This is a genomic window from Nesterenkonia sp., assembly GCF_029265375.1.
Taxonomy (GTDB): Bacteria; Actinomycetota; Actinomycetes; order Actinomycetales; family Micrococcaceae; genus Nesterenkonia.
In genome coordinates this window covers 1-12,676 of the sequence record NZ_JAJUJJ010000001.1, presented here as the reverse complement: position 1 = coordinate 12,676, position 12,676 = coordinate 1, and the positions used below count along the sequence as shown (strand labels likewise).

8 protein-coding genes and 1 pseudogene are annotated in these 12,676 nt (G+C 68.3%); 7 read left to right on the top strand and 2 right to left on the bottom strand.

The features are described 5' to 3' along the window. The 6 genes from rsmI to Q1K09_RS00020 all read left to right on the top strand — a co-directional run bounded on the left by rsmI (nucleotide 1) and on the right by Q1K09_RS00020 (nucleotide 6,573). Nucleotides 1-903: a 16S rRNA (cytidine(1402)-2'-O)-methyltransferase gene (rsmI, locus tag Q1K09_RS00045; RefSeq protein ID WP_300342130.1), complete on the top strand. Its 903-nt coding sequence runs from the start codon at nucleotides 1-3 to the stop codon at nucleotides 901-903. A gap of 4 nt (nucleotides 904-907) precedes the next feature. Next, the gene (locus tag Q1K09_RS00040; protein WP_300342127.1) at nucleotides 908-2,773 is read left to right on the top strand and encodes a long-chain fatty acid--CoA ligase; all 1,866 of its coding nucleotides are present in this window, start codon (nucleotides 908-910) and stop codon (nucleotides 2,771-2,773) included. A 27-nt stretch (nucleotides 2,774-2,800) separates the two neighbouring features. Beyond that, nucleotides 2,801-3,760, top strand: coding sequence for a TatD family hydrolase (locus Q1K09_RS00035; protein WP_300342124.1), 960 nt, complete (start codon nucleotides 2,801-2,803; stop codon nucleotides 3,758-3,760). Next, nucleotides 3,751-4,659, top strand: a complete 909-nt coding sequence (gene rsmA / locus Q1K09_RS00030; protein WP_300342121.1) for a 16S rRNA (adenine(1518)-N(6)/adenine(1519)-N(6))-dimethyltransferase RsmA — start codon at nucleotides 3,751-3,753, stop codon at nucleotides 4,657-4,659. Before Q1K09_RS00035 ends, rsmA begins: the two co-directional genes overlap by 10 nt. Nucleotides 4,660-4,698: 39 nt before the next feature. Continuing rightward, nucleotides 4,699-5,715: a 4-(cytidine 5'-diphospho)-2-C-methyl-D-erythritol kinase gene (locus Q1K09_RS00025; RefSeq protein ID WP_300342119.1), complete on the top strand. Its 1,017-nt coding sequence runs from the start codon at nucleotides 4,699-4,701 to the stop codon at nucleotides 5,713-5,715. Between the two features lie 96 nt (nucleotides 5,716-5,811). Next, complete coding sequence (locus tag Q1K09_RS00020) at nucleotides 5,812-6,573, top strand: TSUP family transporter (RefSeq protein WP_300342116.1); 762 nt, start codon at nucleotides 5,812-5,814, stop codon at nucleotides 6,571-6,573. Nucleotides 6,574-6,577: 4 nt separating this feature from the next. On the opposite strand, the gene Q1K09_RS00015 is transcribed toward Q1K09_RS00020, so the two are convergent. Together Q1K09_RS00015 and Q1K09_RS00010 are read right to left on the bottom strand one after the other, a co-directional pair. Beyond that, the gene (locus Q1K09_RS00015; RefSeq protein ID WP_300342114.1) at nucleotides 6,578-10,336 is read right to left on the bottom strand and encodes a DUF5979 domain-containing protein; all 3,759 of its coding nucleotides are present in this window, start codon (nucleotides 10,334-10,336) and stop codon (nucleotides 6,578-6,580) included. Nucleotides 10,337-10,447: 111 nt separating this feature from the next. Next, nucleotides 10,448-11,326, bottom strand: a pseudogene (locus Q1K09_RS00010) (IS3 family transposase); the annotation flags it as partial. A gap of 281 nt (nucleotides 11,327-11,607) precedes the next feature. Between Q1K09_RS00010 and Q1K09_RS00005 the strand changes: the two are divergent. Continuing rightward, nucleotides 11,608-12,651, top strand: coding sequence for an IS110 family transposase (locus Q1K09_RS00005; RefSeq protein ID WP_300342394.1), 1,044 nt, complete (start codon nucleotides 11,608-11,610; stop codon nucleotides 12,649-12,651). Nucleotides 12,652-12,676: the final 25 nt, after the last annotated feature.

Sequence of the window (12,676 nt, the reverse complement as noted above, 5' to 3'; positions counted from 1 at the left end):
ATGACCACCGATGATGCGCCTGACCCGCTGTGGGAGGCGCCGATCGTGCTGGCCGCCACTCCGATCGGCAACCTGGGGGACACCACTGACCGGCTCCGCCGGCTGCTGGAGACCGCCGAGATCATCGCCTGCGAGGACACCCGGCGCACCCGCCATCTGCTGCAGGCTCTGCAGATCACAGCCACCGGCCGGCTGGTCAGTCTGCATGAGCACAATGAGGCCTCGCGGGCGGCCGAGCTGGTTCAGGCGGCTGCGGCCGGCACCCGGGTGCTGGTGGTCTCTGACGCGGGCATGCCCGCCGTCTCCGACCCGGGGTACCGGCTGATCAGCGCAGCGGTCTCCGCCGGGGTCGGCGTCACCGTGGCGCCTGGAGCCTCCGCGGTGACCACTGCATTGGCGCTGTCCGGGCTGCCCACCGACGCGTTCACCTTCGCCGGATTCTTCCCCCGCAAAGCCGCCCTGCGCGCGCGTCTGATTGAACGGCTGCGCGGTGAGGAGTGGACCATTGTGCTGTTCGAGTCCCCGCACCGCATCGCCGCCACTGTGGCTGAGCTGGCCCAGCAGCTCGGCGGCCGCCGGCAGGCCGCAGTGGCCCGGGAGCTGACCAAGCGCTACGAGGAGGTCCTCCGCGGCAGCCTCAGCGAACTGGCCGAGGAGCTGGCCGGCACTGCCGCCCGGGGAGAGTACGTGCTGGTGCTGGCAGGAGCCGATGCCGAACCGGGCCACGGAGAAGGCCCCAGCGTCGAGGAGCTCGCCGTGCAGGTGGTGGACCGCGCAGAGGCGGGGGAGCGGCTCAAGGCGGCCGCCAAAGCAGTCGGGGCCGCCCACGGCGTCAGCGCCAGCGAGCTGTTCGACGCCGCCGTGGAGCGCCGCCGCGCCCGCCAGTCACCGCCGGTAGACTGAGCCGGTGACTACCTCTTCTGCCACCGCTGATATCCGTGAAAGCCACACTGAGCAGCTGATCGGCCTCCAGGATTCCGCCACCATCACCGACGGGGTGCTCGCCCTGGCCGAGCGGGATCCCAGCTGCCGGGTCTACGCCGTGCGCAACGGTGCCGGAGGCTGGGTGGACGTCACCGTCACCCAGTTCCTGGCCGAGGTCCGGGCTGTGGCCAAAGGTCTCATCGGCCTGGGAGTCGAACCGGGTGATCGGGTGGCGGTCATGGCGCGGACCAGCTACGGCTGGGCGGCGGTGGACCAGGCGATCTGGTTCGCCGGCGGGGTCTCGGTGCCGATCTATGAGACCTCCTCCTCCCACCAGGTGGCTCATCTGCTGGCCGACTCGGGCGCGCAGGTGGTGCTCGCCGGCGATGAGCAGCTGGCCTCCCGGGCCATGGCGGGCGCCAATATGAGCTTCGGCAGAGACTCCAGCGTGCAGATCCTGCCCATCGGATCCGCCGCAGAGCGTGAGAGCCTCGCGGCCCGCGGCGCCGAGGTCACCGACCATCAGCTGGAGCAGGCGCGCACCAGCGCCGCCGCCGACGACGTCGCCACCCTGGTCTACACCTCCGGCACGACCGGACGGCCCAAGGGCGCGCAGATCACCCACCGCAACCTCGCCGAAGGCGGGGCGAATATTCTCTCCTTCGCAGAGGACATCCTCGGCGACGGCGAATCCAGGACGCTGCTGTTCCTTCCGCTGGCGCATGTGCTGGCCCGCGCTGTACAGCTGATGTGCCTGCAGCGCGGGATCCAGGTGGCGCACAGCAGCGACACCTCCACCCTGCTGCAGGACCTCGCCAGCTTCCGGCCCACCTGGCTGCTGGCAGTCCCGCGCGTGATGGAGAAGGTCTATCAAGCGGCCGCCTCCGCCGCGGAGGCCAAGGGCGCCGGGCGGATCTTCGAGGCTGCCCGCCGCACCGCGGTGCAGTACTCACAGGCCGTCGAAGCCGCCCAGTCCGGCACCGGGAGCGGACCATCGGCGCTGCTGCGCGCCCGGCACGCCGCCTTCTCCCGCGTCGTCTACTCCACGCTGCGGGAGAAGCTCGGCGGCCAGGTCAGCCACATCGTCTCCGGAGCCTCCCCGCTGAACCCGGAGCTGGGCCACTTCTTCACCGGCGCCGGACTGCCCATTCAAGAGGGATACGGCCTGACCGAGACCACCGCGCCGATCACGCTGAACATCCCCGGCGCCACCCGCATCGGGTCGGTGGGACTCCCGGTGCCCGGCTGCACTGTGCGGATCGCCTCCGACGGCGAGATCCTGCTCAAAGGACCTGTGGTCTTCGCCGGATACCACCACAACGACGACGCCAGCCAGGACGTCTTCGACGCCGAAGGGTTCTTCCGCTCAGGCGACCTCGGATCCCTGGACGAGGACGGATTCCTGCGCATCACCGGCCGGAAGAAGGAGCTGATCGTCACCGCCGGAGGCAAGAACGTCTCACCCGCGCCGCTGGAGGAGGCAGTGCGCTCCCACCGGCTGGTGAGCCAGGTGGTGGTGCTTGGGGACAACCGGCCCTTCGTCTCCGCGCTGATCTTTCCCGACGCCGAGCAGCTGGCGGGCTGGGCGCAGGAGAGAGGCCTGGGCCGGCTCAGCCTCACCGAGCTCCTGCAGGACCGCGAGGCCGCCCGCGCCCTGCGCGCCGAGCTGCAGGCCGCCGTCGACGCCGCCAACACGGAGGTCTCCCGCGCCGAGTCCATCCGGGCGTTCGAAGTGCTCGATGCCGAACTCACCGAAAGCTCCGGGCACCTGACGCCGTCGATGAAGCTGATCCGGCACGCAGTGCTGGAGGACTTCGCAGACGCCGCGGAGCGAATCTATGCCCCCTAGCACCGGCCCGCACTACACTGCACAGTTGTGAACGACGCCGCCGCCACCCCCGGACACACCCCACCGGCCTATCTGCCCAGTTGGCCCAGCAGCTCCGAGCAGCCTGCCGGACCGCGCCGCGACCCGGCCGAGGAGGCCTCCGGCCGGCCGCGCCGTCTCCAGTACCCCCCGGCGCCGGAGCCGCTGCCGGTCCCGGTGATCGACAACCACGCGCACCTGGACTTCCGGGACGGCCTGGTGGCGGTCAGCACAGCCGACCACCTCGACGCCGCCGAGGCCCTCGGAGTAGCCGGAGCGGTGCTGGTGGGATACGACGTGCCCAGCAGCGAATTCTGCGTGGGCGCAGCCGGGGAGGATGCCCGGGCCAAAGCCGCAGTCGCACTGCACCCCAATGACGCCCCAGGACTGCTGGCCGAGGGCGGCTACGACCAGGCGCTGGCGCGCATCGCAGAGCTGAGCCGCGATGACCAGGTGGTCGCCGTCGGGGAGACCGGACTGGACTATTTCCGCACCGGCGAGTGGGGCCGGGACCACCAGCGCCGCAGCTTCTACGACCACATCGCGCTGGCAGTCCAGGCCGGCACCGCCCTGCAGATCCATGACCGTGACGCCCACGCCGATGTGGTGGAGGTGCTCACCGACGCGCCGCAGCGTCCCGACAGCGTGGTCTTCCACTGCTTCTCCGGAGACGCGGACCTGGCCAGGATCTGCAATGAGAACGGTTGGTACATGAGCTTCGCCGGCACGGTGACCTTCAAGAACTCCCACCAGCTGAGGGAGGCGCTGGCCATCGCGGACCCGCAGCTGATCCTGGTGGAGACCGACTCGCCGTTTTTGACCCCCCACCCTTACCGGGGGCAGCCCAATGCTCCCTATATGATTCCGCAGACCATGCGGGTGATGGCCGAGGTGCGGCAGGACCGGCTGGAGCAGCTGTGCCAGCAGGTCATGCTCAACACGCACCAGGCCTACGGGCAGTGGCTGTGACCGGCTCCGGCACCTCAGCCCGCAGCGGCGCCGGCGGCCAGGATAGGCCGCTGCTCTCTGCCGCCCACATCCGGAACCTGGCTGAGGGGTTGGGCATCCGCCCCACCAAGCAGTGGGGCCAGAACTTTGTGATCGACCCCAACACCATCCGACGGATCGTCTCCCTAGCCGGACTCACCGGCGAGGAGCATGTGCTGGAGGTGGGGCCGGGGCTGGGGTCCCTGACCCTGGGGCTGCTGGACGAGGCCGGTCAGGTCACCGCCGTGGAGATCGACCCTGCCCTGGCGCAGCAGCTGCCGCACACGGTGGCGCTGATGCGCCCGCCGCAGGCAGCCCCGCTGCAGGTGCTGCAGCAGGATGCGCTGAAGCTGACCGGCGACCAGGCCCCGGGAGCCCAGGTGCTGGTGGCCAACCTGCCCTATAACGTGGCGGTGCCGGTGGTGCTGCACCTGCTGCAGACGCTGCCCAGCCTCAGCTGGGGGGTGGTGATGGTCCAGGAGGAGGTCGCCGACCGGCTCGCCGCCCGGCCGGGCTCGAAGATCTACGGAGTGCCCAGTGTGAAGCTGGCCTGGGACACCGATGCGCAGAAGGTCGGCACGGTGAGCAGGAAGGTGTTCTGGCCCGAGCCGCGCATCTCCTCTGGTCTGGTGCGCTTCCACCGGCGCGAGCCTGCGGCCTCGAACGTCTCCCGCCAGGAGGTGTTCGCCGTGGTGGACGCCGCCTTCGCGCAGCGACGGAAGACCCTGCGGGCCTCCCTGGCGTCCTTGGCCGGCTCCCCGGGCCGGGCCCAGCAGGCTCTGGAGGCCGCCGGAGTGGACCCCTCGGCGCGTGGGGAAACCCTGGATGTCACCGCCTTCGCCCGGATCGCGGCCGCGCTGGCCGCAGACCGCCGCGTGTGAGGAGCCCCATGTCCGTCACCTGGGCTACCGTGGACTGCTATGCGGGACAGTGAGTTCTTCGGCCACGTCACCGCCCTGGCCCCGGGGAAGGTGAATCTGAGCCTGCGTGTGGGGCCGCTGCGCGCAGACGGATACCACGATGTGGCGACCCTCTACTTCGCCGTCTCGCTGTTTGAGGAGATCACCGCCGCCCCCCGGGAGGACGGCGCGATCACCGTCAGCCTGTCCGACCGCTCCGCGTTCACCAGTGTGGAGCACACCGACGCCGAGACGGGCCGCCGGGTGACCGCCGAGATCCCCCTGGATGAGCGGAATCTGGCCTACCAGGCCGCAGACCTGCTGCGCAGCACCCTGCAGGCCCGCGACGCCGCCACACTGAGCTTCCCGCACGCCGGACCGCGGCCCAGCTACGGGGTGGACCTGACCATCACCAAGAACGTGCCCATCGCCGGAGGCATGGGCGGAGGTTCGGCCGACGCCGCGGCCGCGCTGCTGGCCTGCTCGGCCCTGTGGGAGGCCGGGCTGACCAAAGAGCAGCTGGCCGAGCTGGGTGCCCAGCTGGGCGCAGACGTGCCGTTCAGCATCCTGGGAGGCGCCGCTGTGGGGCAGGGCCGCGGCGAAGACCTCTCGCCGCTGCTCAGCCGCGGAGAGCTGCACCTGGTGATCGTGCCCTCCTCCGCAGGGCTCGCCACCCCGGAGGTCTACCGGACCTTGGACCACATGCGCACTGAGCTGCAGGTGACCGCCGAGCAGCCGGAGCTGGATCCCGATCTGGTGCGCGCCGTCAGCGCCGGCGACGCCGAGTCGATCGCCTCGCTGATGGTCAACGACCTGCAGGCCCCGGCGGTGCGGCTGGTCCCGGCGCTGGAGGACATGATGGACTCCGGCCTGGCAGAAGGCGCGATGCAGGGGATGGTCTCCGGCTCCGGACCCACCGTCATGTTCCTGGCCCGCGACGCCGCCGCGGCCGCCCAGCTGGCCACGGGCCTGCAGGAGCGCACCGACGTCTGGGCCATCCCGGTCAGCGGACCGGCACCCGGCGCCCGGCTGCTCTAGCTGGCCGCCGCGCAGAAGGCGCTGACCAGGAGTAGTGTGGTCTCCTGCGGGCGGAGCCGAGGGCGCCCGCCGAGTCTGACAGATGGTGAGGTGGGCATGTCCGGTGAGCTGCTGATGGCGATCACGATCATTGGTCTGGTCATCCTGGCAGCGGGCCTCCAGCGGCTGACCGGCATGGGCTTCGCCATGATGATGGCACCCTTCCTGGTGGTGATGATCGGTCCCCACGGCGGAGTGATGCTGACCAATGTGCTCAGCCTCGTCGCGCCGATCCTCATGCTGCCGATGGTGTGGAGGGACATCCAATGGCGCAGGCTGGCGATCATCGTGCCGGTCTCCCTGGCAGTGATGCCGCTGTTCGGCTGGATGGCCGCCGCCTCCCCCCAGGGCCCCCTCTATATTGCGGTGGCCTCCCTGGTGCTGCTGGGGCTGAGCATCTCCCTGATCATCAGCAGAATCTCTGCGGCCGTCGACGGGCCCTGGACCCGGGTGCTCACTGGGGTGGGCACCGGAGGCGGGACCGTTCTGGCCGGCGTGGGAGGGCCGGCGATGACGGTCTACGCGGTGGTCTCCCGCTGGGAAGTCCGGGGATTCGCCGCCACACTTCAGCCGCTGTGGCTGGTGATGTCCGCCGGCGGGTTCCTGACCAAGCTGATCTTCAGCGGCAACGAGGTGCCGTCCTTTCCGCTGTGGTTCTGGGCCGGCTGTGCGCTTGCCATCCTGGTCGGGCTGTGGGGCGGCACAGTCGTGCGGCGCTGGGTCAGCGACACCGCAGCTCGGCGCATCGTGATCGCACTGGCCTTCGCCGGTGCGCTGATCTCCCTGGCGATGGGAATCCGGTCGGCAGCCGGCCTGTAGCCGATCAGCCGCGCGGCCGCGCGCTGCGCACCGACCACAGGGCCAATCCGCCGGCGACGAGCACCAGCAGTGCGGCAGCTGCCGCCGCACCCGCCGAGCTGCCGGTGACCGCCAGGCCGTCCCCACCGGTGGCACCCGTGGCCCCCGGAGCACCCGGCGAGGCATCCGGGTCTCCGGGCGCAGGGTCTCCCGGTGCCGCGCCGCCGTCACCCGGGACAGCACCTGCAGACTCGGTCGGCGAGTCCGCCGGTGAGTCCGGTGTCTCCTCCTCCGGCGGCACGGTCTGCCCCGGAGGCGAAGCGGTCGGCTCAATCGTCCCCGGCACGGTGGGTGTGGCCTCAGTAGGCTCCGGAACAGTGGCCGTGGGCACAGTGGGCTCCGGAACAGTGGGTGTGGTCTCGGTCGGCGACGGCACTGTAGGCGTGGTCTCGGTGGGCTCAGGCTCCGGAGGCGGGGCCGTCGAGTGCACCTCAGCGGCGATATTCGTATAGGCCGCAGAAGCCACGTCCGCCTCCGGCACCACCATCTGCACAGTCGGGTCCAGGCTCGGCTCGCCCTCGCCGGCGGCGCGCCAGACGAACCAGTCATAGCCCTCGATCTTCGCCGGAGCGATCTCCTCCACAGTGCAGGCCGCGTGGGCAGGCAGCAGCTCGGACTGCCACGTCTGGCCATCGCTGAGGGAGAAGGTTCCCGAGCTCGGCCCGGGCAGCGCCTGCTGGGTGCATTCCCTGACGTAGTCAAAGGTCGCATCCTCATCCACGACGCCGTCGGGGTCCTGGACGGTCTTGGAGACTGTGAGAAGCCCCTCGGCCCGGGCGACCGGCTCAGCGATATTGATGTAGGCAGCCGAGGTCAGCTCGCCGCCGACGATCTCCAGGGACGCGTCGGTCTCCAGGGCTGGGTCACCGCCGTCCACGGCGTTCCAGACGAACCAGTCGTGCCCTTCGATCGGCGCCGGCTCGGCCTCCTCCACCTCACACTGCGCCCCATGGGGAATCTGCTCAGAGACCCACACCTGTCCGGCGGTCAGTGCGACGGTGCCGCGCCCTTCAGCCGGCAGCATGGTCCCGTCCGGGAGCTGGCACCGCCAGTCGAAGAGGAACTCGGTCTCCTCTGCGACGACGCCGTCGGGATCCTGGATGGTCTTGGTGATCGCCAGGGCACCCTCGTCATTGCCGGTGGGCTCGGCGATATTCGTGTGGGCCGCAGAGCTCAGCTGCCCGGCGGCCACTGTGAGCTCTGCTGCGGCAGAGAGGTTCGGGGAGCCGCCGTCGACAGCGTTGTAGGTGAACCAGCCGTAATGCTGCAGCGGGTCTGGATCGATCTCCTCCACCAGGCAGGTGGTGCCGGCCGGAAGTGCCGGGGAGTTCCATACCTCGCCCTGCGTCAGGACGAAGTGGCCTTCTCCCTCCTCGGGGGTCTCGCTTCCGTCGGGCAGGGTGCACTGCCAGCTGTAGCTGAACACGGCATCGGCCGGCACCGCGCCGTCGGGGTCCTGGACGGCTTTGGTGACCGCGATGGTGCCGATGGGTTCCGGAGCCCCGGGCACCGCAGGGGTGGGTTCGGTCGGCTCAGGGGTCGGCTCAGGCTCTTCGGTCGGAGTCACTGTCGGCGTCGGCGTGGGTACGGTCGGCTCCGGAGCGGTCTCCGGCGCCGAGGGAGTCGGAGTATGGGTGATGGTGGGAGTCGGCACCGTGGGGCTCGGCGTGGGCTCAGGCTCCTCGGTGGGAGTCACCGTCGGAGACGGCGTGGGGGTCGGCGCCGTCGGGCTGGGCGCGGTCTCAGTGTCCGTGGGCTCCGGCTCGCTCGGCGGGTCGGTGGGTCCTGCCGCCCAGGTGTTGGTGGCGGTGCAGACCATCTCATCACCGAAGTCCATCACCGCCGTACCGGTATCCGGATCCCACGACTGCCCGCCGCTGCAGGACCAGGACTCCTCATACCCTTCTGGGCCCTCCTCGCGGAAGACGTACTCGCCCGGCGGCAGGGGCACCTCGGTGACCTCGGGATCTCCGCTGGCCCCGGCGATGGCGGCGTCCTCAGGGCCGCGGGCCATGAGGACGAAGTCCTCCGCGGCCGCGCTGCCGCCGCCGGTGCTGTCGACGTCCTTCACCAGCGTGAGGGTCGGCATGACGGCAGTGTTCACCACCGAGCCCTGCACCTCGGAGGAGGGCGGGATGCTCACCACGCCCGCTTCGGTGACCTCGGCGCCGGTACAGGTGAACCCGTCGAGCACATAGCCCTCGGGTCCGGAGACCTCCCGCAGCTGGTAGTCGCCTGCAGCGACAGGGATATCCACGATGCCGCCATCCGGGTCGCCTCCGCCGCTGCCCTCGGCCACCAGCTCGCCCTCGGCGTCGTCGACGGCCAAGTCCCAATCCTCCGGGTCAGTGGAACCGTAGTCGCCGCTGATGCTCTTGGTGACGGTCAGGATGGAACCGGTCCAGGTGTTCTCCACCGCGCACCGCACCTGCTCGCCCTCGGGGATCTCCACCTGCAGGTCATCGGTGACCGGCAGCTGCTCCCCGGACGCTGTGGTGCACTGCCACTCGCCGGTCTCATAGCGGGCTGCGACCTCAGGGTCGGTGGCTCCCGCCGGGCTCTCCTCCAAGGTGTATGTTCCCGGGGAGACGATTCGGTAGGTGCCGGTGCTGGAGCCGGTCAGACCCGCGATGCGGGGCCCGTCCTCGCTGGTGGCGGACAGGCCCCAGGCGCGCGGGCCCAGCGGCCGGCCTCCGGTGTTGTCCACCTCTTTGGCCAGCGTCAGCTGGCTCAGTGAGGCGTCACGCACATTGGTGATCACACAGGTGACGTCCTCACCGGGCTCCACGCTCACGCTGTAGCCGGGCGCACCGCCGTCGCAGACGAAGCCGGAGGTCAGATAGTCGGCAGCGTCTGCCCCGCCGGTGGGGCCGGACTCAGCCAGGTCATAGTCCCCAGCCGATACTCGCACCTGGGTGACCTCCGGTGAGCCGCTGCTCCCCTCCAGGGTCACGCCTTCCCCGGCCGCGGAGAGCACCCAGTCGCCGGGCGGGCGAGTGCTGTCCTCCACCTCTTTGACCAGCGTGAGCCAGCCGCCGGTGTATTCATTGGTCACTGTGCAGGTCACATCAGCCCCGGAGCTGAGGGTCACTGCGCCGTCCTGCAGCTCGAACGTTCCCTGATCGGCCGTGCAGTCCCACCCATCAGCGGCATAGCCGGCGGGCCCGGATTCGGAGAGCTCATAGGCAGCGCCGGGCTCCACCTCGGCGTGGGTGACCTCCAGGTCTCCGGTGGCGCCGCTGATGGTGTGCCCCGCTGAGGAGGCAGTCAGCGTGAAGTCCTCGGCGGCGTGGACCGGACCGGCGACGTCGTCGTCGACCTCTTTCACCAGTGTGAGCTGGGTGGAGGATGCTTCGGCGGTGTTGGTGATCGTGCAGGTGACCTGCTGATCCAGTGTGATGCTGATCTGATCATTAGCATTCACCGGCAGGGTGCCGGTATTGCCCTGATGGTCCTGGTAGCGGCACTGCCAGTCGCCTTCCTCGTAGGCCCCCGGGCCGCCCTGCTCCGCCAGTCGATAGGTGCCCGAGCGCACCGGGATATTGGTCACCGCCGGAGAGTTGGCCGGCCCCTGGAACTGAGTGGGGCCGTCCATGGCGCGCAGGGTCCACAGGGACGGGTCGGCTGATCCTCCCTGAACGTCTTTGACCAGGGTGAGGCTGGACTGCACGGCCACATTGGTCACTGTGCAGGTCAGACTCTGGTTCTCACCCAAGGTGATCACCGGCTCGGGCTCGGTGTAGATGATGCCGTTGCAGTTCCAGTCACGGAACCGGTAGCCCGGCGGGGTGCGGTCTGTCTCGGGGTCTGCTGAAGGTCTGGTTGACCGTGGGGTTTATGCCGCCAGGGCGACGGCATCCTTGTGAACGGTCTCGTATTCGACCGGAGTCAGCTTACCCAGCCTCCGTTGTCTGCGGCGACGATGGTAGGTCGCTTCGATCCAGTGGATGATCCGGGCTCGCAGCTGAGCGCGGGTGGCCCAGGACTGCCTGTTGAGCACGTTTTTCTGCAGCGTTGAGAAGAAGCTCTCCATCGCGGCGTTGTCTCCAGCAGCCCCGACTCGGCCCATCGATCCGGCCAGCTCGTATCCCTTCAGTGCCCGCTGGAATTTCCGTGAACGAAATTGCGACCCTCTATCCGAATGGACAATGCATCCGGCCACTTCTGAGGGGCCTCCGCGGCGGGAAACAGCATCATACAGGGCCGCCACAGCCAGCCGTGATTTCATCCTGGAATCGATGGCATAGCCCACGATCCGGTTGCTGAAGACGTCCTTAATCGCACACAGATACAGCTTGCCCTCACCGGTGCGGTGTTCGGTGATGTCCACCAACCACTTCTGGTTGGCTGCGGTGGCGCTGAAGTCCCTCACCAGCAGGTCATCACAGACTGGCGGGCCTGGCTTCTTATGCTTCTTCCGGACCTTGCGCTGGGTGGCGGAGAAGATCTGCTGCTGTGAGCACAGCCGCCACACCCGCCGCTCAGAGGCTTGGTAACCGGCGGCGGCGAGCTCATCAGCGATGAACCTGTGCCCGAACTCCGGGTCATCAGCATGAACATCAATTGCGGCGTTGAGCAGGTGAGCCTGCTCCCAATCCCGCTGAGAAACCGGGGCGGCTGCCCATTTGTAGAAGGCCTGTTTGGTGAAGCCCAGAACCCGGCAGGTCACCGCCACCGGCACCCCGGCAGCGGCAAGGTCACGTACGAGCGGGTACTTCTGTAATGGGTAGTGGCCAGCCTGTGGCCGGCTGAGATGCTGAGTTCAGTCTCAGTGCGTGACCCCGGGTATTTCCGACCCTCCTGAGCTGCTCAAGGGGTGTCTTGAAAATGACGTGTCCGCGCTGGACTGGGCTCGGCTTCTGCGCGCAGATGCCTTGATTAGAAGCCTGTCCGACCACCAACGAAACAGTGGTCGTGACTCATTACAGATGTGGACTCTGAGCGACCCCACGAGCCGGGCTGACCTTATCCGCTCTATGTCCTTGGAGGATGATGATGGTTTCAGTCGTTGAAGCTTTCGACTACGTCGTCGGTGTCGACACCCATGCACGGACCCACACCTATTGTCTGATCCATTCTCGCACCGGCACGATCGTCGATAGTGCTCAGTTTCCGACCTCAAAGCCCGGTAACGCGCGGGCGATCAGCTGGATCCAACGGCGCGGGAACAACGGCACCATACTGGCAGCAGTCGAAGGCACCGCTTCCTACGGTGCAGGCATCACCGCTTCCCTCCGCGCATCCGAAATCGAAGTCGCCGAAGTCCGTCCAGGGCCTAAACGAGATCATGCCCACGCCGGAAAATCGGACGCGATCGACGCCGAATCCGCCGCACGATGTGTACTGGGCAGCAATGTCGACTCCCTTGCACGCCCCCGCGCTTGCGGAGAACGAGCAACCCTGCGTGTGCTTCTGTCCTCCCGATCATTGATCGACCAGCAGCGCACAGCCAACCGCAACGCCCTGACCGCCCTGCTACGCAGCTTCGAGCTGGGCGTTGATGCCCGCCGGCCGCTCAAAGACGAACAGATCACTGCTATCGCCAAATGGCGAACCAGCAGGGACCCTGCCGTGGAGCCTCTACGAAGTGAAGCGAAACGATTGGCCTCCGCCATCCTCGGACAGACTCATCTACTGGAGAAAAATCACCAAGAGCTCGCCCGGCTTACCGAGCATTTGGCTCCAGGACTCCAGGAGATTCAAGGGGTCGGCCCAGTCACCGGAGCGATCCTCATCGCCGCCTACTCCCACCACGGGCGGATCCGTTCAGAAGCTGCCTTCGCGGCACTCGGTGGCATCTCACCACTGCCTGCCTCTTCTGGAAACACCACCAGGCATCGACTCTCACGATCCGGTGATCGTCAGCTCAACCGCGCTATCGATGTCGTCACCCGCACCCGCATGAGCTGCGACCCCACCACTCGGGAGTACGTGGTCAGAAGACAAGCCGAAGGGCTGAGCAAACGAGAGATCCGACGATGCCTGAAACGCTACATCTGCCGAGCCCTCTATCGAGAGCTGAAGACTCGCATGGCTTGACAGGAGGCATAGAAGCGTCATTTTG